Raw genomic sequence first — 21104 nt, forward strand, 5'->3', positions numbered from 1 at the left:
TCCCCCCGATTACTTTCCAGCTCGACGCGGATGCGCCGATAGCTTTTCAAATTACGCCGAAGCGTCAAAATTCTTTGGCGCGGCTGCGCCTTATTCTGCCGGTGCCAAATGCACCGATAGCCGGGCCTCAATGGCCCGGCAGGTCGTCCGCCGGCCGGTAGCAGACCCGGCTGGCAAATCTGGTGTCCCCGGCCCTCCCCCGAAGGGCCGGGAAGCCGTTCTCAGAGCTCGGCCGGTTCGGCCTCTTCGGCCTCGGCGGGCGAGGCGGTTGGCTCGGGCTGGCCACCAAGCGCCTGGGCGATCAGACGCTCGGCGTTGTGCATGGACAGCATGTGCAGCTGGATCAGATCCAGGTCGCCGGTGCGGAACAGCTGGGCGATCTTGTCGTCCGGCAGGGCGCGCAGCTTCTCGTTCGAGACGCGCCAGAAGCCGGTGATGCCGCCGGTCTTGCCGTCGCCGAGGCGATAGTCGATGCGGGCTTCTTCCAGCAGGTCCATCTCGGCCAGGCGATCACAGAAGGCCTGGGTCCGGTTGAAGGTCGCCTGGTATTCCTCGATGAAGCGCAGGACGGTCGACAGGTAGGTGGTTTCCTTGCCGTCGGCGTCGAAGAGACGCTCGCCGCGGTTGTCCTTGTTCAGACCCTCGAAGCTTTCGTCGACGCAGAGCGTCAGCTTGTCGTTGCCCTGCTGGGCCGAGAAGACGAAGGGATAGCGGCGCAGGAAGGCCGGCACGTAGCGGCCGGTCCAGGCGCCCTCTTCGTTGACGAAGGCGCAGCGGCCCTCTTCGACACCGATCAGCGCCAGCGACACCGGGCCGGTCTCGGTCTTGGCGAAGACGATGGGCGCTTCCAGGGCGATCTTGGCGAATTCCACGTCAACGATCGGGACCGAGTTCAGCGTCTCTGCGAAGGCGAAAGAGGTGGTGCGGCGCACCGAGAGGTCCCGGTGGGTCTGCCGGTTCACGGGGACCACCTTGTCGTAGATCAGCAGCTGCTTGGTCATCTGCGTTTTCGTCCTTTCATCTGGGTCAGGCTGTGCCTGGACCCTGTCGTATCTGCCCCGAGCGAGGGGGCTAATTCCTTATGCCCCGGCGAAATCCTGGGACAATGTTTCCAAATCAAGCGCTCCGAAGAGCGCGTAAAGCTCAGCTTGCAACTGGATTGCACGCAGTCGCGCGAGTTGTGAACGCAGGTTCATCGTATCGCGTCTGAGACGAGATTCCAGAACAACTTCACTTGTCTGGCGCCCGGCCTCGACCTGCTCCAATGCTGCATTGTAGCGCTCGGAGGCGACGCGGCGGTCGCTGGCCGTTGCCTGCACGGCCTCGAGGCTGCGCTGCAGCGCGGCAACAAGCGATTGGTAACGGCGCTCGGCCAGTTGCTGGGCCTGTTCCAGGCGCAGCTCGGCCATCTTCACACGGGTTTCGGACTCGCGTTTCTGCGAACGCCGCACCCCGCCCTCGTAGACCGACCACCCCAGCTCGAGCCCCAGCTCGGTCGAGGTCACGGTCGAGCCACCACCGAAGAGAGAGCCCTCGGTCTGTTCGTATTCGCTTTCCAGCGTCAGGTTGGCGGTCGGACGGAAGGCCGCCCGCACGCGCTCGAGCTGGCGCTGCGCCACCACGAGGCTGGCCTTGGCGACCTGCACATCGGGGTTCAGCTCGGCCAGGCGCTCCGGGCTGAAGGTATCCTGGAAGCTGCGGAACTGGGCCACGCTGGCATTGGCGTTGAAGCGCACGCCCTCGACCTCGGGTCCAGTGAAACGGTGCAGGCCGAAGAGCGCTTCCGAGATCCCCATCTCGGCCTCGGCACGGTCGGCGCGGGCGGCGAAGACATCGCCCTGGGCGCGATACTGGCGGTCGGCATCGGCACGGCCACCGTCGACCAGCAGGCCGATGTCACGCTCAAGCTGGGTGCGGGCGCGCAGGATGGCTTCGGCCTCATCGAGCTGCAGCTGCGCCGAGGCGACCCGCAGGAAGGAGGCGACGAAGTTGCGCGACAGTTCGTTCTGGGCGGCCACGGCCTGGGCCTTGACCAGCTCTTCCTCGGCGCGCGCCAGCGGCAGCGCCTTGAAACGCACGGCGTCGTAGATCGGCTGGGTGATCGCCAGGGTCACGTTCATGGTCGGATAGGTCGAGCTGCCTTCCTGGAACGTGGTGTTGTCCTGGTTGATGATTTCCTGCTGGGTCTGGATGTAGTTCAGCGACAGGCGCACCCGCGGACGGCGCTCGCCCTTGGCCTGGGTGACGACCTCCTGGGCAACCTGCTGCTCCAGTTCGATCAATTGCAGATCCAGCTCGCCGCTTTGCATCAGCCGGGCGGCCTCGGAGAGGGTCACCTGCTGTTGCGCCGCCACGGGCGCGGCCAGTGCAAGCCCTGCCACCAGCGACAAGGCGGATGCCACGGTGCGCAATTTGCTCTGGCGCCTCGACGGCACGACATTCCGGATCATGTTCGCTCCTCTCGTTCCTGCCGGGTCGGGGCGGTCTCACAGCAGCCGGATCGGCCCACTGGCAGGGATCGCCCTCGGGTTTTGAAGAATGATCACGCATGTTCGACGCCGTATGGCAAGCCTTGTGATCGCGCCGAGGTCGCGGCGTTGTCTCAATCCCTCAACACATTTGCGCCCAAACGGACTCGAATCTGTCGCCAAATCGCGTCACAATTCGCAGCCGTATCCGAAAAGGAGCCAATTTTTACACGGCTTTATAAAGTGTTAACGGGCGCCGTTTTTCAACCAATGCCTGTATACAAGACCAGGGTGCCTCAAGCACCGCGCAAGATCAGGAGTCTCCGGCAAGGTTCTATAAAATAAAAATTTTCTGACGCCGCGTCGCAGCGACATTTCCTTCCGGCGGCCTTCTGGCGGTATTTCTCTCAGAGACGAATCAGCTGATTCGCGGCTCAGAGCTTGTCTCTCAGCGCGTACCAGAGCATCGCCGCGACCAGCAGCGGGCTGCGCAGCATGGGGCCTCCGGGGAAGGGCGCGGTTGGCAGCTCCGCCATCATGTCGAAGCGTCCCGCCTGCCCCGCGACGGCCTCTGCCATCAGCTTGCCGGCAAGGCTGCCCATGGCCACCCCATGCCCCGAGAAACCGGAGGCCGAGAGGATATTGCCCTCGATCCGCTCGAAATGCGGCAGGCGCGACATGGTGATGCCCAGGGTGCCACCCCAGGCGTAGTCGATCCTGGCATCGCGCAGCTGCGGGAAGACCTCGGCCATCGGCCCCCGCACCTTCCCGGCCAGGTCGCGCGGGAAACGGTAGCCGTAGCTCTCGCCGCCGCCGAAGATCATCCGGTGATCCCGGCTGAGCCGGTAGTAATTGATCACGAAACGGCTGTCGCCGACCGCGTAGTCATTGGCGATCAGGCTGCGCGCACGGGCTTCGCCCAGGGGCTCTGTCACGGCGATGAAATTGTTGATCGGCATCACGCGCCGGGCCAGCGGTCCCGCGATATTGTTGTGATAACCATTCAGACCCAGCAGCAGATGGTCGGCGCGGATCACCGCCTGCTCGGTGCGGACCAGCACCGGGCTGCCGGGAGTGTAATCCAGCATCCGGGAGTTCTCGAAGATGCGGACACCGGCCTCTCGGGCCAGCTTGGCCAGCGCCAGCGCGTAGCGCAGCGGGTGCAGGTGGAAAGAGCCCATGTCCAGCGAACCGGCGTGGTAATCCTCCGATCCGATCTCGGCCCGGATCGCGCCTTGGTCCAGGTAGCTGATCTGGTCGTAGCCGTAGGTTTCCCTGAGGTGGTCGACGTAATGCCTTGTTTCATCGGCAAAACGGGCGCGGTGGTCGGCGTGCAGGATGCCCGGCACGATCTGGCAGTCCTCGCCGCTGTCCCGCACCAGGTCACGCACCAGCTCGACGGAGTCGAGCCCGGCCTGCCAGAGCTCCTTCGCCTTGCCGAGCCCCACCATCTTCTCGAGCGCAAGCTGTTCGACACGCTGCCCGGTGTTGACCTGCCCGCCATTGCGCCCGGAGGCGCCGAAGCCCAGCCGGCTGGCGTCCAGAAGCACCACATCGAGGCCGGCGCGGCGCAGGTGCAGCGCAGCCGAAAGCCCCGTGAAGCCGCCGCCGACGACGCAGACATCGGCGCGGATGTCTCCCTCGGCCTGGGGGGCGGGCTCGGGCAGCGCGGCGGTGGCCTTGTAGAAGCTGTCCGGATAGGTGCCGGGGCGATCATTGATTGTCAGAATGTCCATCGGGCCACCTCTTCTCCGGGTCACCGGGCCACTGCCGCAAGGCGCCCGGCAAGGCGGAAGATCAGGCATATACCAGAGGGGGTCAATGCATTTTGATCAAATTATCCGGTCACCATTGCCCCTCCCCTGACAGCGCCGGTTTCCGCGCCACCGCCGGGACGGGTGCTGCCGTTAAGGTGTCTCGTTCCGGAAGAGGCCCAGCACCTGCCCCAGGTCTTCGACACCCCCCTGCAGACGACTCATCAGGGCCGCGCGCCGATGCGCCTGCCAGTTGACGGTGATCAGCATGACCCCGGCCAACAGCGTACCGATCGCCAGCAGTATGCCCCCGCGCAGGCCAAAGCCGGTCATGTGAAGGCGCGCCGCCAACGCGACCTCGTGGAGCATTCCCCGCAGGTCTGGCCGAGCGGCGTCAAGACCCCTACCTTCCAGGGCCAAATGGCACCTTACCGGCTGGTGAACGAAGGATGAAGTTGTCCGCAAAGTGCAACTTGCGGCCGGTTTTTCTGACTGCTCCGAATGTATTCGATCCGGAACAGCAAGAAGTAAGGTCCCGTTAAGCGATTTCGCTTCCCCGTAAGAGCCCAGCCCGCACCGCCGCGCCTAGAGCGGGAGCGGCCGGTCGTCGATGATCGATTCCATGGCGAAGTAGGAGGTCACCGTGTCCAGTTCGATCCGCGCCGTGATGTGCTGGTAGACCCTGTCGAAGGCCGCGATGTCCTCGGTCGCGATCTTCAGCATGTAGTCGTAGTCGCCGCTGATACGGTAGAACCCCACGACCTCGGGGGTGGCAATCAGCACCTGGCGCAAGGCCTTGAGCCAGTCGGCAGAGTGGTGCCGCGTGCGGATCATCGAGAAGGTCACCAACCCCATGCCGACCGCCACCGGATCAACGCGGGCCCCGTAGCCATGGATAACGCCTTGGCTTTCCAGATTTTTCAGCCGTCGCCACAGGGCGTTCTGAGACAGGCCGACATCCTCGGCCAGCTCGCGTTGCGAACGGCTGGAATCAATCTGAAGGGCGCGCAGGATCCTGCGGTCCGTTTGATCTATCTTTTCCGACATGCGTCGATCATTTGACCCAAAACTGAAACTTTATCGCATATATATGTGAACTATTCTACGTCCGACAGTGGCAAATTCCTCGAAACAGTTTTCAAGGAGCCGCAATGTCCGACCTGCCCCCCTCTACTGCCCTCACCCGCTTTGCCAACGCGCTGTCGGGGCCGGGGGCCATTGAAGACATTCGCTCTGGGCTGATCGGCGACGGGATGATCTTTGACAGTCCCTATGGTCCTCAGCGGCTGCTCTACGCCGATTATGTCGCCTCGGGCCGCGCGCTGCGCCAGGTCGAGCAGTTCATCGCGGAAGAGGTGCTGCCGGTCTATTCCAACAGCCATACCGAGGCCTCGCACTGCGGCAGAGAGATCACCCGGATGCGGGCAGAGGCGCGGCAGATCGTGGCGCGCGAATGCGGCGCGGGGCCGGATTGCCATGTGATCTTCGCCGGCGCAGGCGCCACGGCCGGGCTGAACCGGATCGTCGCCCTGCTCGAGATCCCCGCCCGGCTGGCGCGGGGCGCGCAGGTGGAGGTGCTGATCGGGCCCTATGAGCATCACTCCAACATCCTGCCCTGGCGCGAGAGCGGCGCGCGGGTGGTCGAGATTGCCGAAGCGCCGGGCGGGGGCGTCGACCTCGAGGACCTGGCCGCGCGGCTGGAAGACGCGAAGGGTGCGGATCTGATCGTGGGCAGTTTCTCGGCGGCATCGAATGTCACCGGTCAGCTGACGCAAGTGGACGAGGTGACCGCGATGCTGAAGCGCCACGGCGCGCTGGCGATCTGGGATTACGCCTGCGCCGCCCCCTACCTGCCGATGCAGATGGACGGCACCGGCGCGCCGAAGGATGCCATCGTCTTCTCGGCCCACAAGTTTCCCGGCGGCCCCGGCGCCTCGGGCGTGGCGGTGCTGCGCGACACGCTCACCCGGCGCGCGACCCCGACACAGCCGGGCGGCGGCACGGTCTCTTTCGTCTCGCCCTGGGGGCACCGCTATGCGGCCTCGCCCGAAGCGCGCGAGGAGGCGGGCACGCCCGATGTGATCGGCGACATCCGCGCCGCGCTGGCCCTTCTGGTCAAGCGGGCGGCGGGCACGGCAGAGATCCATGCGCGGGAAGATGCCCTGCGAAAGCGGGCACTTACCGCCTGGGCGGACCTGCCGGGGCTGCGCCTTCTGGGCAAGCCCGAGGCCGATGCCCTGCCGATCTTCTCGTTCCAGCTCTTCGACGGCGCGCGGCAGATCCACCCGCAGCTGGTGACGCGGATGCTCTCGGATCGCTACGGGGTGCAGGCGCGCGGCGGCTGTGCCTGCGCCGGACCCTATGCGCACCGCCTGCTGGGGATCGGAGAGGCCGAGTCCGCCGCGCTGCTGGCCCAGTTGCAGGCGGGCGAGGAGCTGGCCAAGCCGGGCTGGACGCGGCTCAATCTCTCGTGGTGCCACAGCGAGGATCAGGTGGCGCATATCCTCTCGGCGGTCGCCGGGCTGGCGCTGGCCGCCAGGGGGATGGAGGCAGATTACCGGCCCGACCCGGCAACCGCGCGCTTTGCCCATGTCGCCTGAGGCCCCGCGGGCCCCCGCGGGTCAGCCTACAAGCAGCGTCTGTCCGCCACGGGCCAGCAGGATCACCGACAGCAGGAAGAGCATGCCCTGGATGACGCGCATGTAGAGCGCCTCGGACAGGCGGTGGGTCAGGTAGCGGCCCATCACGGTGCCGGCGATGCCGGCCGCAGCCAGCCCGGCGATCAGCGGCCAGTCCAGCCCCTCGAGCTGGCCAAGCGACCAGTAGGCCGGCAGTTTCACCGCGTTACCGATGGCGAAGGCGATGGCCACGGTCCCGGCGAACTCCAGCTTGGGCAGCTTCTGCGGCAGCAGGTAGGCCTGAGAAGGCGGGGCGCCGGAATGGGTGATGAAACTGGCGATACCGGTCAGCACGCCCCAGAAAAGGCCGGGCACCACGCGGGCCTCGACCTTCTCGCTCTGGCCCCGGCGCAGCCAGCTGCGCAGGCAGTGCCAGAGACCGATGGCTCCGGTAAAGATCAGCAGCGCGCCCTCGGGGGTATAGGGGGTGATCACCGTGGCCACGGCGATTCCCGCCAGCATCGAGGGAATGAGGATCGCCAGGTTGCGACGCGAGAAGCTGTGGCGGAAAAGATAGACGCCCACCCAATCGGTGACGATGTAGACCGGCAGCAGCAGCGCGGCGGCGCGGATCGGGTTCATCACCAGCGCCAGCATCGGCACGGCAATGGCAGCGGCAGAGGCCAGCCCACCCTTCGAGGCGCCGACGATGAGGGCGGCGAAGATCAGAAGCAAAGTATCGGTCATGAAAGGGCTTTCCCGGTTCCGGCCGCGCCACTCTAGGGCGCGGCGGCGGGAATGTCAGGGGGCAGGAGCAGGCCCGGCCGCCTGCCTGCGGGCGCCGCTTCATGCGGGCCTGGATGCCCCCTGCCGCAGCGGGGCCCAAGGCATCCCCTTGCCGACCTGCGCCCTGCCGTCGCGGCACGGCCAACCGGACTGACTCTCGGCAAACTTGCGCAAGGTACTTGAAGTTGGAAACCATTCCAGCCAAATTGTCGACAATCAGGGAGCAAGAAATGACCAATGTGATTCACGACCGCCGCGCGCCCGAGGGCACGGAGAGGTTCTCCAAGCGCCATGATTTCGACGCCGACGGACAGGACGATTTCGACGCGGCGCACGAGCTCTTTGCCGATCTGCGCGCCCGCTGCCCCGTCGCCCATTCCAACGACATGGAGGGCTTCTGGATGCTGACCCGCTACGAGGATATCGACCAGGCGATGTCCGACCCGACGCTCTATTCGACCGCCGTGCAGAACGTGGTCCCCCGCGTCGCCACCACGGGCCGCCGGCCGCCGCTGCACCTCGATCCGCCCGAACATACGCCCTACCGCAAGGCCATCGCGCCCCTCTTCCGCAAGGAGCGCATGCGCCATTGGGACAAGGTGGTGCGCGAGATCTCGGACCGGCTGTTCCAGGACCTGCCGGCGAAGGGCAAGGCCGACATCTGCGCCGACTTCTCCTATCACCTGCCGATCCATGTGCTGGCCGAATTCTTCATGATCTCGGAAGAGGATGCCATGCGCATCCGCAGCATCGGCCAGGCCTTCAACCTGGCCCTGCAGACCAAGGATTTCAGCGAGATCCAGAAGCATTCCCTGGTGCTCTACGAGATCGCCCAGGCGATCATCGACGACCGCAAGAAAACGCCGCGCGACCCCGGGTCGGACCCCGCAAGCGCCTTGCTGGCGGCGCGCGATGCAGAGGGCAACCCGCTGCCCGACCAGGGTATCCTGGGCACGATCCGGCAGCTGCTGGTGGTTGGCATCATCGCGCCGACGACCTTCCTTGGCTCGGCCGCCGTGCATTTCTGCCGCCACCCCGAGCACTTTCAGCTGCTCAAGGACACCCCCGAGCGCACCGCCGATATCACCGAAGAGCTGCTGCGCCTCTACACGCCCTACCGGGGCTTTGCCCGCACGCCCACGCGCGATGTCGAGATTGGCGGCGAGAAGATCTGCCGTGACGAGCCGATCGCGCTCTGCTTCACCTCGGCCAACCGCGACGAGGCGGTCTTTGAATGCCCGCATGAGTTCCGGCTGGACCGCGAAGACAGCCGACCGGCCATCGCCTTCGGGCGCGGCCCGCACCGCTGCGCGGGCGAGCCCATCGGCCGCCTGATGATCGAGGCCGCGCTCGAGAGCTGGGCCAAGTATTGCGACGGTTTCATCTCTGACGGCCCGACACCGATGACCACCTGGCCGGAATATGGCCCGGTGTCGGTGCCGGTGCGCTTCCGCTAACTGGCCGAAAAGACCGCCTCGGGCAAACGCGCCACGTGCTCGTTCCCGGCGCGGACATGGGCGCGCATCGCGGCCTCAGCGGCCTCGGGCGCGCCGTTGAGGATGGCGGCGGTGATCACCCGGTGGTCCCGGTTGGACCGCCCGATGGATTCCGCCACATCCGCCGGCGGCATCTGCACCCGGATCAGCGGAATGCGCACCCGGTCGATGTAGGCCGAAGCGAACTTGTTGCCCGCCAGCCGCTCGATCAGGGCGTGATAGGCCCGGTTCTCGGCCCCGAAGGAGGGATAATCCCCCGCCGCCTCTGCGACATTCATCCGCTCTTGCAGCGCCTCCAGCTCCTGCCGCATCTCGCCGCTCAGCTCTGCCTCGGCAGCCAGTTTCGCGGCCAGGCCTTCCAGCACCTCACGCACGCGGCCCATCTCGATCAACTCGGCGCGGGTATAGCAGCGCACCAGCACGCCGCGATTGGCGACGAACTCCAGGTAGCCCTCTCCGGTCAGCATGCGGAAGGCCTCGCGGACGCGGCCACGGCCGACGCCGAACTCCTCGGCCAGATCCATTTCGATCAGGCGCTGACCCAGACTGTAGGCCCCTTCAAGGATGCGCACCCGCAGCTGCGCGGCAATCCCCTCGGAGCTCAGACCCTCACGCGCTGCACCCTCTTCCATCGGGTTCCCTCCTGCATTCCGGCGCCAGCATGACCCGGATCCGCGAAGATGACCAGATCAGGATTGTTGACAATCCACCCGAGCAATAGGACACTTGGTGTACTATTGGAGCGGCCCGCTAGTGGCCGTAGGGAGGAAAAATGCAATACCATCTGAAACCGCGCCGCCGCGCGGCGGTGCTCGGTGCATCCGCACTTGCCCTGCTGGCGGCCACGCCGGTGACTGCCGAGACACTGACCGTCGCCATCCCCACTTTCTCGGAACAGACGATGACGCCCTGGGCCGGCTCGGGCCAGCGCAAGACCTATCTCGACCTGGTCTATGATTACCTTGTCTACATCGACGCGGAGGGCAACGCCGAGCCCGGCCTCGCCACCTCCTGGGAGATGGAGAACGAGGGCCAGACCTGGACCTTCAAACTGCGCGAAGGCGTGCCCTTCTCGGACGAGAGCTGCGGCACGGTCACGGCGGAGGACGTGAAGTACTCGCTGGAGCGCCTGATCGGAGAGGACAGCCGCGCCGGCCCCGCCTCGACCATGCGCCGGGTCATCGACCGAGCCGAGGTGATCGACGAGCTGACGGTTCGGGTTCACCTGAAAGCCCCGGACTTCCTGCTGGCCACCGGCTACTTCGGCGAGGCCCAGCAGCTTGGAATCGTCTGCAAGTCCTACATCGAAGCCCAGGGAGAGGGCGCCGATGCGGCCATGCCGGTCGGCACCGGCCCCTATACCGTGGCGGAGTCCATCGACGGCTCAGAGATCACCCTGAGCCTGCGTGAGGATGTCGATCACTGGCGCGTGTCGCCCGACTTCGACGAGATCACCTTCCGCGCCGTGCCGGAAGAGGCCACCCGTGTCGCCATGCTGCAGGCGGGCGAGGCGGATATCGCCCCGGTCAGCTTCGATTCGATCCCCGGCCTCGAAAACGCGGGCCTGCGGATCGTCTCGGCGGAAAAGACCTGGTCTCCGGTGATCCGGCTGGGCGGTACGGTGCAGACCGACCCCGACCGCTTCAACCCCGACAACCCCTGGGCCGACGTCAGGGTGCGCCAGGCGCTGAACTATGCCGTCGACAAGCAGACCATCATCGACGAGCTCTTCCATGGTCAGGGCACCATCGCCAATGCCGATACCCCGGTTGCGGCCTGGAACTCGGTTCCGCCCTACCCCTACGATCCCGAGAAGGCACGCGAGCTGCTGGCCGAGGCCGGCTATCCCGACGGCTTCGAGATGCGTCTGAAGACCTTCACCACCACCCCCGGTGCCGAGCTGCCGCTGATGGCAGAGGCCGTGGCGCTCTACTGGGCGGATGTGGGGATCGACGTCACGATCGAGCCGGGCGACTGGCCCTCGATCCGCTCCGAGTGGACCTCGGGCAAGCCGCTGGACTTCGCCATGACCCACCGCGGCTTCCCCTTCGCCAACCCCGAGAACGGGGTCGAGGCGGGCTTCTCGACCAAGTCGCTCTTCGCCTCCTTCACCTCGGACGAGCTTGAGACAAAGCTGGCCGAGCTGGGCGCCGAGACCGACCCGGCGAAGCGGACCGAACGCCTGACCGACATCGGGCACTACATCCGCGACCAGGCGGGCGCCGTCTTCATGGTGCTGGCCAATGAGCCCTACGGCGTCGGCAGCCGCGTCGGAGACTGGGGGATCGACACCTCCTACGTCTACAACTTCGACCAGGCCGAACTGGCGTCCGAGTAACGCCTGAAGGGGGGCGGCCCCGCTGCCGCCCCCCCCCTCTCCCTCGCAGACCATCCCGCGCGGCGCCCTTCCCCACCCCCGTGCCCGAGAAGACAGGACCTCCATGCTGAAACATCTTGCCGGACGACTGGCCGAGGCGCTGGTGGCGCTCGTGCTGATGAGCCTCGTGATCTTCCTGCTGAGCCGGGTCATCGGCGATCCCGTGGCGCTCTTGCTTTCGGACAGTGCCACCGAGGCGGACCGGCAGCTGCTGATCCAGCAGCTCGGGCTCGACCGGCCCATGTGGCAGCAGTATTTCACCTTCCTCGGCAATGCGCTGCAGGGCGACTTCGGCCAGTCCGTCACCGCCGGGCGCGAGGATGCGCTGGAGCTGGTGCTCTCGCGGCTGCCTGCCTCGCTGTCGCTGGCGGGCGTGGCGCTGGCCTTCACCCTGGTGCTGGGCATCCTGCTGGGCGTGCTGGCGGCGATCACCCGCGGCACCCTGGCCGACCTGGCCGTGCGCATGCTGGCCCTGCTGGGACAATCGGCGCCCAGCTTCTGGCTTGGCATCATGCTGATCTACGTCTTCGCGGTGCACCTGGGCTGGCTGCCCACCTCGGGCTTCGGAGGCCCCGCCTACTACGTCCTGCCCGCCCTGACGCTGGGGCTTTTCACCCTGGCTGCGATCACCCGGCTGGTGCGGGCCTCGATGCTCGAAGCGCTCAGCTCGGAATACGTCAAGCTGGCGCGGATCAAGGGCCTGTCGGAATGGAGCGTGGTGCTGCGCCATGCGCTCGGCAATTCGCTGATCCCCGTCGTCACCTTCATGGGCACCTTCTTTGCAACCATGATCACCGGCGCCGTGGTGGTCGAGACGGTCTTCGCCTGGCCCGGCATCGGGCGGCTCGCCTACGAGAGCATCATGGCGCGCGATTTCCCCGTCATCCAGACCGTGGTGCTGGTGATCACCGCCTTCTTCATCCTCGCCAACCTGATCGTCGACCTGCTCTATCTCGCCATCGACCCGCGCATGCGGGCCGCGGGCTGAACCGGCATCCACAGGGACCCATTCATGACCCGTGATCTCTCTTTCAAACTGGCCCTCGGGCTGCTTGTCGTCTTCGTGCTGGTGGCGCTCTTCGGCCCCTACCTGCTGGAGCACGACCCGCTGCGCGGCTCCCTGCGCGCCCGCCTCGACCCGCCCGCCTGGGCCGAGGGCGGATCGGCCGAGCATCTGCTGGGCACCGACCGGCTGGGCCGGGACGTGCTGGCGCGGATCGTGCAGGGCGCCCGCATCAGCCTGGCGGTCTGCCTGGTGGTCATCGCCATCGCCGGCAGCATCGGCACCGCGCTCGGCACGTTCTCGGGCTATGTCGGCGGCTGGGTCGACCGGGTGCTGATGCGTCTCGTCGACCTGGCGCTCTCTCTGCCGGTGATCCTGCTGGCCCTGCTCTTTGCCGCCGTGGTCGGGCCCTCCTTCCTCAACATCGTCATCGTCATCTCGATGGTGCTCTGGTCGCAATACGCCCGCATGTCGCGCGGCGAGACCCTGCGGGTGAAGAACGAGGATTATGTCGACCTCGCCCGCACCTCGGGGCTGGGCCACGTGGCGATCATCTTCCGCCACGTGCTGCCCAATATCGCCCCCTCGCTGATCGTCGTGGCGACGCTGCAGGTCGGCGTGGTGATCGTGCTGGAGGCCTCGCTGTCGTTCCTCGGCGTCGGCGTGCCGCCGCCCAACCCCTCCTGGGGAGGCATGGTGGCCGAGGGCCGCAGCTACATCGTCACCGCCTGGTGGGTCTCGGCCCTGCCCGGAATCGCCATCGTGCTGGTGGTCATGGCCGTCAACGTGGTGGGTGACGCGCTCACCGATCGCATCAACCCCGGACTGAGAGGACGCGGCGCATGACCGAGCCCCTGCTATCCATCCGCGACCTCACGGTTCGCGTCGGCAAGCACCCCGAGGCGCCCTCGATCCTCGACCGCGTCTCGCTGGACCTGATGCCCGGAGAGACCCTGGGACTCGTGGGCGAGAGCGGTTCGGGCAAGTCGACGCTCGGCATGTCGGTGCTGCGGCTCAATTCGCCCCGCCTGGCCGCCGGCACCACGGGACAGATCCTGTGGCAGGGCCGGGACGTGCAGAAGATGAGCGCCCGCCAGCTGCGCCGCATTCGCGGCGAAGAGATCTCGATGATCCTGCAGGACCCGATGGCCTCGCTGAACCCGGTGCAATCCATTGGCGTGCAACTGCGCGAGGCCCTGCGCCGCAGCGGCAAGCGCAACCTCTCGGCCGCCGCCGAGGCGGCCCTGGCCGAGGTCAACATCCCCTCTCCCGCCGACCGGCTGCGTGCTTATCCGCACCAGATGTCGGGTGGCATGCGGCAACGCATCGTCTCGGCCATCGGGCTGGCGCAGGATCCCAACCTGCTGATCTGCGACGAACCCACCACCGCGCTCGACGCGACGATCCAGTACCAGTTCCTGGAGCTTCTCGCGGCGCTGCGCGCGGCGCATGACATGGCGATGCTCTTCATCACCCATGACTTCGGCGTGGTGGCGCGGATCTGCGACCGGGTGGCGGTGATGTACGCAGGCCGCATCGTCGAGACCGGCCCCGTGGCCGAGATCTTCGCCCGCCCCGCCCATCCCTATACCCGTGCGCTTCTGGCCTCGGTGCCCTCCACCCGCCATGCGCCCCGCCGTTTGCCGGTGATCGAGGGCCAGCCGCCCGCCGTCGGCAACCGCCCCCGCGGCTGCCCCTTCCACCCGCGCTGTGCCGCGGCCACCGATCAGTGCCAGAGCGTTCCGCCCCGCGCCGAGATCCGCCCCGGCCACGTCCTTGACTGCTGGCACCCGCAGGAGATTGCCCATGACCCCGCCTGACCGCGCCCTGCGCGTCGTGCCCGAGCGCGCCGAGACCCCGCCCCGCCCCGCCCCCTCCGGGCCGCCGATCCTGGAAGCCCGCCGCCTTGGCCGCGCCTTCAAGGTCCGTGGCGGGCTGCTGCATGCGCTCTCGAACGTCACGCTCAGCTGCGCGCCCGGCACCTCGCTGGGGATCGTCGGGGAATCCGGCTGCGGCAAGACCACGCTCAACCGCCTGCTGCTGGCGCTGGACCGGCCGACCAGCGGCGAGGTGATGTTCCGTGGCAAGCCGCTGTCGGACATGTCCCGCGCCGAGATGCGCGTCTACCGCCGCGCCGTGCAGCCGGTGTTCCAGAACCCCTATTCCTCGCTCTCGCCGCGCATGAAGGTGCGCCGCATCATCGCCGAGCCGCTCTCGGCCAGCCGCGAGATGAGCCGCGCCGGGGTCCGTGACCGGGTGATCGAGGTGCTGGAACAGGTGGGTCTTTCCGCCGATGTGGCCGACCGGCTGCCCTCTGAATTCTCGGGCGGGCAACGCCAGCGCATCGCCATCGCCCGCGCCCTGGCCTCGCGTCCCGAGCTGCTGCTGCTGGACGAGCCGGTGAGCTCTCAGGACATCTCAATCCAGGCGCAGATCCTGAACATCCTGAAGGACCTGCAAGAGGACTACGGCCTCGCCACGCTCTTCGTCAGCCACGACCTGGCGACGGTGCGCTTCATGTGCGACGAGGTGGTGGTGATCTACCTGGGCCGGGTGGTCGAACGGGGTCCCGCCGCGCGGATCTGCACCACCCCCGACCACCCCTATACCGCCGCGCTGCTGGCCGCCGCCCTGCCCGCCGACCCGGCTGCTCCGGCCACCGACACCCCCCCGATGGGAGAGCTGCCCTCGCCCCTCTCGCCGCCCTCGGGCTGCGCCTACCACACCCGCTGCCCCTTCGCGCAGGAGATCTGCAAGCAGGAGCGCCCGGTGCTGAAAGAGACCCCAAGGGGCGAGGTCGCCTGCCACCGGGTCAGCGCCGAGGGCTGGTCATGAGCCTGAACTTCACCGCCGTCGGCGACGTCGCCCCGGACCGCGAGGACCCGGCCTCGATCTTCGCCCATGTGCGCGACCGCCTGCGCTCTGCCGATCTCGGCTATTGCCAGCTCGAGGTGAACCTGACCACGCGCGGCACCCGCCTGCCCCAGGCCCGCCACACCATGCGCGGCAAGCCCGAGATCGCCGATGCGCTGGTGGACACGGGGCTTGAGGTGGTCTCTTTCGCCGGCAACCACACCATGGACTGGGGGCCGGACGGCATGTTCGACACGCTGGGCCACCTGGAGCGCGCCGGGGCCCTGCACATGGGCGCCGGGGCCAATATCGCCGAGGCCCGCCGCCCGGTCCTGGTCGAGCGCGGCGGCCTGAAGGTGGGCTTCCTGGCAGTGAACTCGATCCTGCCGGCCAACTACTGGGCCGAAGAGGACCGCCCCGGCTGCGCCCCGATGCGCGGCCATACGCTTTACGAACAGATCGAGACCGACCAGCCGGGCACCCCCGCCCGCATCCACACCTTCCCGCACCGAGAGGACCTGGCCGCGCTCACCGCCTCGATCCGGGCGCTGAAACAGCAGGCGGACGTGGTGATCCTGTCGCATCATGCGGGCATCCACTTCGTCCCCGCCGTGGTGCCCGACTACCAGCGCGACGTGGCCTTCGCCGCCATCGACGCGGGCGCCGACATGGTGCTGGGCTGTCACGCGCATATCCTGAAGGGGATGGAGTTCTACAGGGGCCGCCCGATCATCCACTCGCTGGCCAATTTCGCGCTCGACCTGAAGATGGATGCCAGGCATGCCGCCTCGAAGGGCTTCCGTGAGATCCAGAAGCTGAACCCGGACTGGGTGCCGGACCTCGACTCCAGCTACAATTTCCCGCCCGACAGCGCCATGTCGATGGTGGTGGAATGCCGGCTGGACCGCGATGGCGTCAGCGACCTGCGCCTGGTGCCGGTCTGGATCGACCGCGATGCCGCGCCCCGTTTCGTGCCGCCCGAGGATCCAAGGTTCACCCGCATCCTCGACTACCTGCGCCAGATCTCGACCGAGGCCGGTTTCACCACGGTCTACGAGGCCGATGCGGAGGTCATCCGTCCCCGATGAGCCTGACGCGCGATATCGCGGGCCGGGCGCTTGAGGTCGACGCCCTGCCGCCCCGGGCCCGCCACGCGGCGCGGTTGTCGCTGCTGGACGGGCTGGCGACCATGGGCGCAGCGGTGACGCTGGAGCCCGCCGCACGGCCTTTTGCCCAGATGGCGCGGGGCCCCGGCGCCTCGACGCTGCTGGCGGGCGGCACCGCGCCGCCGGGGCTGGCGGCGCTGGCCAATGGCGCGCTCTCCCATGCGCTGGACTTCGAGGATACCTTCGACGCCGCCGGGCTGCATCCCAACGCCGTGGCCATCCCCGCCCTGCTGGCCCTGGCCGAGCTCGAGGGCACGGCGCCCGAGCGCCTGCTGGTGGCCCTGGCGCTGGCCTGCGATGTCAGCTGCCGCATCGGCCTGTCCCTTGGCGCGGACCCGGCGGCGCGGGGCTGGTACCACCCGCCGATGATCGCCGCCGCCGGTGCCGCGCTCGGGGCCGCCCACCTGCTGCGGCTGAGCCCCGACCAGGCCACCTCCGCGATCTCCCTGGCGCTGACCCAGTTCAGCCTGACCGACGCCCTGAAGCGCAGCCCCGCCAGCGACCTGCGCGCCGTGCGCGATGGCTTTGCCGCCCGCGCCGCCGTCGAGGCCGCCCTGCTGGCCCGCGCCGGGGTCACCGGCACCGGCGATCCGCTGGCCGAACCCGGCGGGCTGGTCCATCTGCTTGCCGGCGCCCCGCCCGATCCCGCCGCCTTCGACGGGCTGGGCCGTACCTTCCATGGCGAAGAGGTCACCCTGAAGCTCTGGCCCTGTTGTCGCGGCACCCATCCGGCGATTGCCCTGGGCCTGTCCCTGGCCGCCGAGGGCCGCGCGCCTGAGCAGCTGGAGAGCGCGGCCTTCACCCTCAATCCGCCCGACGACATGCTGTTTCATCCCCTGGCCGACCGGCAGCGCCCGCAATCGGCCATCGGTTCCAAGTTCTCGATCCCCTATGCCTTCGCCCATGCCTGGCTGCATGGTGCCCCCGACCTCCGCGCCTTCCAGCCCGAGGCCCGGCAGCACCCCGAGACGCTGCGGCTGGCCGCGAAGATCACCCTGCAGGACTGCGCGGCGGGGCTTCGGATTTCGGCCCTTCTGCGCTTTAACGACGGCGGGCAGGAGGTGCGTCCCCTGCCCGCCCCGCCGCGCCTGCCTGCCGGCACGACCCGGCAGGAGGAGATCGCCGGCAAGCTCGCCGATTGCCTGCGCCACGCGCCCGAGGCCATGGCGCCGCTGCTCTGCGCCCTCGAGGCCGAGCGCTTGCCCGCCGACCTCTCGCCACTGCTGGCCCCCTTGCGCGCGGCCTGAGCCGGTACGACCCGGACAGAAAGAAACGCCCGCCCCGGAAGAGGGCGGGCGTCATGGCTTTCAGATCCGAGGTGTCTCAGGCGAAGTGGATCGTCTTGCCTTCCAGGTAGTTGTCGAGGCCCTCGATACCGCCTTCGCGGCCATAGCCCGACTGCTTCACGCCGCCGAAGGGCATGGTGGGGTCGATGATATTGCCGTTGATCGTCAGACCACCGGATTTCACCTGCCGTGCCATGCGATAGGCGCGTTCGCTGTCGGCCGAGAAGATGGCCCCGTTCAGGCCGTAATCCGTGGCATTGGCCTTGGCGATGGCGTCGGCGTCATCCTTGTAGGTGATGATCGAGACCACGGGTCCGAAGATCTCTTCCTTGGCGATGGTCATGTCGGGGGTCACGCCGGTGAAGACGGTGGGCTCGAAGTAGAACCCCGTCTCCATGCCCTCGGGCGTGCCGCCGCCGGTGGCGATCTTGGCGCCCTCGGCGAGACCTGCCTTGATGTAGCCCTCGACGCGCTCCTTCTGGCGGCCCATGGCCAGCGGGCCCATCTGGGTCGCCGGATCGGCGGGATCGCCCACCTTTATGCCCTTCACCGCGCCGACGAAGAGGTCGGTGAATTCCTGCGCCCGGCTCTCGGGGACCAGGATACGGGTCAGCGAGAAGCAGACCTGGCCGGTGATCGGCATGGTGTACATCATCAGCGAGGGCAGAGCGGCCTCGAAGTCGGCATCGTCCAGCAGGATCGCGGCGGATTTGCCGCCCAGCTCCAGCGAGACACGGGCCAGGCGCTCGGCGCAGACCGCGGCGATATGCTTGCCGGCAGCGGTGGAGCCGGTGAAGGCCACCTTGTCGATGTCCTTGTGGCGCACCAGGTGGTCACCGACCTCGCGCCCGGCGGGCACCAGGTTGAAGACACCGGCGGGCAGGCCCGCGGCCTCGATGCATTCGGCCAGGACGTAGGCTTCCAGCGGCGTCTCGGGCGAGGGCTTGGAGACAAAGGTACAGCCCGCCGCCAGACCGGCCGCGATCTTGTAGGTCAGCAGCACCATGGGCGCGTTCCAGGGCGTGATCGCGGCGCAGACGCCGACCGGCTCCTTGGCGATCACCACGCGGCCGCCATTGGCACGCTCGCGCTCCTCGGTGAAGCTGTAGGAATTGCTATCGATCAGGTCCGCGTAGTAGCGGAACAGGGTGACATTCTGCGGCGCCAGCACCTTGGTGAGCGTGATGGGCGCGCCCATCTGGCCGGTCCAGCTCTGCGAGATCTCCTCGAGCCGGGCCTCGATGTTGTCGGCCACCTTGCGCAGGTAGCCCGCGCGCTCCTTCGGCGACATGCGCGGCCAGGGGCCGTTGTCGAAGGCATCACGGGCGGCGGCGACGGCGTCCTCGACATCGGCGACCGAGGCCTCGGGGTAGTCCATCACCTTCTCGCCGGTGACCGGCGAGATGACCTCGAGCCGGGAAGAGCCCTTGGGCTCGACCCATTTGCCACCGATGAAGAACTTGCTCGGGGCGCGCAGGATTGGGGTTTGATCGTTCATTGGTCTCACTCCTCCATTTGACCAGACTTACATTGTTCCCGGCAGCCACAGGGCCAGGGCCGGGAAGAGACAGAGCAGAAGGATGCGCAGCAGGTCGACACCGACGAAGGGCAGCACGCCCCGGTAGATCTCGGTCAGCTTCACATCCCGTGCGATCGAGTTGATGACGAAGACATTCATCCCCACGGGCGGAGAGATCAGCCCGATGGAAATCGTGGTGACCAGCACGATGCCGAACCAGATCGGATCGAAGCCAAGCGCCTGCATCGCCGGGAAGACGATGGGCACGGTCAGCAGGATCACCGCCAGTTCGTCCATCACCGCGCCGAGGGCGAGATAGACCAGCAGCAGCAGCCCCAGCACGCCCCAGGCCGGCAGCGGCACCTGGGTCAGGTAGCTAGTCAGGTTCTGGGTCACCTGGGTGACGGTCAGGAAATAGCCAAAGAGCGTGGCCCCGACGGCGATGGTGAAGATCGCGGCGGTGATCTGCAGCGCCTCGACGAGGCAGCGCAGGATCACCCGAGGCGGCAGCTTGCCGCGCATCACGCCGATGACCAGCGCTCCGACCGCGCCGACGCCCGCGGCCTCTGTCACGGTGACGAAGCCGCCGTACATGCCGACGATCACCAGCGCGAAGAGAAGCAACGTGGCCCAGAGGTTGCGAAGGGCGGCGAAACGCTCGGCCCAGCTGGCGCGGGTGCCATTGGGCATGGCTCCGGGACGCCGCCATGCGATCACCTGCACCACCCCGGCATAGAGGCCAAGGCCCAGAAGCCCCGGTATCACCCCGGCCACGAAAAGCTGCGCCACGTTCTGCTCGGTGATGATGCCGTAGAGCAGCAGGAAGACCGAGGGCGGGATCATCGAGCCCAGGGTGCCGCCCGCGGCGATGACACCGGCGGCGAAGCCCGGCGCATAGCCGGCGCGGCGCATCTCGGGCAGGGCCACGGTGGTCATGGTGGCGGCGCAGGCCACCGAAGAGCCGTTGATCGCCGCGAAGCCGCCGCTGGCGGCGACGGTGGCGGTGGCCAGCCCGCCCCGGACATGGCCCAGCCACTTGTTGGAAGCATCGAAGAGCTCGCGGCTGAGGCCCCCGGCCCCGGCGAAGACGCCCATCAGGACGAACATCGGCACCACGCTCAGCGCGTAGTCGGACATCATCCGGAAGGGGGCGTTGAGCAGCAGGTTCAGCCCGGCGGACCAGTTGACCACGGCCGCGAAGCCGCAGACGCCGACGACCCCCATGGCGATCCCGATGGGGACCCGCAGGATGATCAGCGCGAAGAGGGCTCCGAAGCCGAGAAAGGAAAGAAGTGTCGGGTCCATCATCGGGTCCTGAGTTGCAAGAGGTCCCGGCCGAGGCGTGCGAGCCCCAGCAGGGCGGCGGCAGAGATCCCCGCAGCCGTGGCAGCCACCACCGGCCAGAGCGGCAGCAGCAGGTCGTTGGACAGCTCACCGCTGTCGAGGCTGCCCATGGTCTTGCGCCAGAGCATGACCATCAGCGTCAGCATGGCCACGAAGGTCACCACCGATGCGAAGACATTGATCCAGCGCTGCGCGCTCGGGGGCATGAGCTCGAAGATCGCATCGACCGTGATGTGGCGCCGCGACCAGGTGGTGCAGGCAATGCCCCAGGCGATGGCGATGCCCTGCAGGGCCGTGGCGCCGACATAGGCATCGGGGATGCGCATGCCGAGCGCATAGCGCAGCCCGGCCTCGGTCACCGTCAGAAGGGCGATGAGAACGAGAAAGACCCCCGCCACCATCTCGATGACGTGGATCAGGCGGGCCATCGGGCC

Annotated in this window: 19 protein-coding genes; 9 read left to right on the plus strand and 10 right to left on the minus strand. The window is 67.6% G+C overall.

Going from position 1 to position 21104, the window contains the following annotated elements; all coding sequences use genetic code 11:
- Positions 1 to 221: 221 nt before the first annotated feature.
- From CRO50_RS18270 to CRO50_RS18290, 5 genes are all read right to left on the minus strand, one after another.
- The gene (locus CRO50_RS18270) at positions 222 to 1001 is read right to left on the minus strand and encodes a SapC family protein (RefSeq protein ID WP_097147388.1); all 780 of its coding nucleotides are present in this window, start codon (positions 999 to 1001) and stop codon (positions 222 to 224) included.
- A 78-nt stretch (positions 1002 to 1079) separates the two neighbouring features.
- Positions 1080 to 2450: a TolC family protein gene (locus CRO50_RS18275; RefSeq protein WP_232617815.1), complete on the minus strand. Its 1371-nt coding sequence runs from the start codon at positions 2448 to 2450 to the stop codon at positions 1080 to 1082.
- Positions 2451 to 2902: 452 nt separating this feature from the next.
- On the minus strand, positions 2903 to 4204 hold the full coding sequence (locus CRO50_RS18280; RefSeq protein ID WP_097147389.1) for an NAD(P)/FAD-dependent oxidoreductase: 1302 nt from the start codon (positions 4202 to 4204) through the stop codon (positions 2903 to 2905).
- A gap of 171 nt (positions 4205 to 4375) precedes the next feature.
- On the minus strand, positions 4376 to 4573 hold the full coding sequence (locus CRO50_RS18285) for a hypothetical protein (RefSeq protein ID WP_143516962.1): 198 nt from the start codon (positions 4571 to 4573) through the stop codon (positions 4376 to 4378).
- Positions 4574 to 4807: 234 nt separating this feature from the next.
- Positions 4808 to 5269 carry an Lrp/AsnC family transcriptional regulator gene (locus CRO50_RS18290; RefSeq protein WP_097147391.1) on the minus strand — a complete coding sequence of 154 codons (462 nt, stop codon included), beginning with the start codon at positions 5267 to 5269 and terminating at the stop codon, positions 4808 to 4810.
- A 104-nt stretch (positions 5270 to 5373) separates the two neighbouring features.
- On the opposite strand from CRO50_RS18290, the gene CRO50_RS18295 reads away from it, so the two are divergent.
- A complete protein-coding gene (locus CRO50_RS18295) occupies positions 5374 to 6822 on the plus strand; it encodes an aminotransferase class V-fold PLP-dependent enzyme (protein WP_097147392.1) in 1449 nt (482 codons plus the stop codon).
- Positions 6823 to 6843: 21 nt separating this feature from the next.
- On the opposite strand, the gene CRO50_RS18300 is transcribed toward CRO50_RS18295, so the two are convergent.
- The gene (locus CRO50_RS18300) at positions 6844 to 7587 is read right to left on the minus strand and encodes a sulfite exporter TauE/SafE family protein (RefSeq protein ID WP_097147393.1); all 744 of its coding nucleotides are present in this window, start codon (positions 7585 to 7587) and stop codon (positions 6844 to 6846) included.
- Positions 7588 to 7856: 269 nt separating this feature from the next.
- Here CRO50_RS18300 and CRO50_RS18305 point away from each other — a divergent pair, with 269 nt between their 5' ends.
- Positions 7857 to 9083, plus strand: coding sequence for a cytochrome P450 (locus CRO50_RS18305; protein WP_097147394.1), 1227 nt, complete (start codon positions 7857 to 7859; stop codon positions 9081 to 9083).
- Here the strand turns inward: CRO50_RS18305 and CRO50_RS18310 are convergent.
- The gene (locus CRO50_RS18310; protein WP_097147395.1) at positions 9080 to 9754 is read right to left on the minus strand and encodes a GntR family transcriptional regulator; all 675 of its coding nucleotides are present in this window, start codon (positions 9752 to 9754) and stop codon (positions 9080 to 9082) included. The genes CRO50_RS18305 and CRO50_RS18310 overlap by 4 nt on opposite strands.
- Positions 9755 to 9894: 140 nt before the next feature.
- Here CRO50_RS18310 and CRO50_RS18315 point away from each other — a divergent pair, with 140 nt between their 5' ends.
- The 7 genes from CRO50_RS18315 to CRO50_RS18345 all read left to right on the plus strand — a co-directional run bounded on the left by CRO50_RS18315 (position 9895) and on the right by CRO50_RS18345 (position 17768).
- Positions 9895 to 11460, plus strand: a complete 1566-nt coding sequence (locus CRO50_RS18315; RefSeq protein WP_097147396.1) for an ABC transporter substrate-binding protein — start codon at positions 9895 to 9897, stop codon at positions 11458 to 11460.
- A gap of 103 nt (positions 11461 to 11563) precedes the next feature.
- Positions 11564 to 12487, plus strand: coding sequence for an ABC transporter permease (locus CRO50_RS18320; RefSeq protein WP_097147397.1), 924 nt, complete (start codon positions 11564 to 11566; stop codon positions 12485 to 12487).
- Between the two features lie 24 nt (positions 12488 to 12511).
- Entirely contained in the window at positions 12512 to 13348 is an 837-nt protein-coding gene (locus CRO50_RS18325) for an ABC transporter permease (protein ID WP_097147398.1), read from the plus strand.
- The gene (locus tag CRO50_RS18330; RefSeq protein ID WP_097147399.1) at positions 13345 to 14322 is read left to right on the plus strand and encodes an ABC transporter ATP-binding protein; all 978 of its coding nucleotides are present in this window, start codon (positions 13345 to 13347) and stop codon (positions 14320 to 14322) included. Before CRO50_RS18325 ends, CRO50_RS18330 begins: the two co-directional genes overlap by 4 nt.
- Positions 14309 to 15337: an oligopeptide/dipeptide ABC transporter ATP-binding protein gene (locus CRO50_RS18335; RefSeq protein WP_097147400.1), complete on the plus strand. Its 1029-nt coding sequence runs from the start codon at positions 14309 to 14311 to the stop codon at positions 15335 to 15337. The genes CRO50_RS18330 and CRO50_RS18335 overlap by 14 nt, the downstream gene beginning before the upstream one ends.
- Positions 15334 to 16443: a CapA family protein gene (locus CRO50_RS18340; RefSeq protein ID WP_097147401.1), complete on the plus strand. Its 1110-nt coding sequence runs from the start codon at positions 15334 to 15336 to the stop codon at positions 16441 to 16443. The genes CRO50_RS18335 and CRO50_RS18340 overlap by 4 nt, the downstream gene beginning before the upstream one ends.
- Complete coding sequence (locus CRO50_RS18345; RefSeq protein ID WP_097147402.1) at positions 16440 to 17768, plus strand: MmgE/PrpD family protein; 1329 nt, start codon at positions 16440 to 16442, stop codon at positions 17766 to 17768. The genes CRO50_RS18340 and CRO50_RS18345 overlap by 4 nt, the downstream gene beginning before the upstream one ends.
- Before the next feature lie 76 nt (positions 17769 to 17844).
- On the opposite strand, the gene CRO50_RS18350 is transcribed toward CRO50_RS18345, so the two are convergent.
- The 3 genes from CRO50_RS18350 to CRO50_RS18360 are packed head-to-tail and all read right to left on the minus strand — an operon-like array spanning position 17845 to position 21098.
- Positions 17845 to 19305: an aldehyde dehydrogenase gene (locus CRO50_RS18350; RefSeq protein ID WP_097147403.1), complete on the minus strand. Its 1461-nt coding sequence runs from the start codon at positions 19303 to 19305 to the stop codon at positions 17845 to 17847.
- Between the two features lie 27 nt (positions 19306 to 19332).
- On the minus strand, positions 19333 to 20631 hold the full coding sequence (locus CRO50_RS18355; RefSeq protein ID WP_097147404.1) for a TRAP transporter large permease: 1299 nt from the start codon (positions 20629 to 20631) through the stop codon (positions 19333 to 19335).
- On the minus strand, positions 20631 to 21098 hold the full coding sequence (locus CRO50_RS18360) for a TRAP transporter small permease (RefSeq protein ID WP_157791769.1): 468 nt from the start codon (positions 21096 to 21098) through the stop codon (positions 20631 to 20633). The genes CRO50_RS18355 and CRO50_RS18360 overlap by 1 nt, the downstream gene beginning before the upstream one ends.
- Positions 21099 to 21104: the final 6 nt, after the last annotated feature.

It is taken from the genome of Pseudooceanicola antarcticus, assembly GCF_900215355.1.
Taxonomy (GTDB): Bacteria; Pseudomonadota; Alphaproteobacteria; order Rhodobacterales; family Rhodobacteraceae; genus Pseudooceanicola; species Pseudooceanicola antarcticus.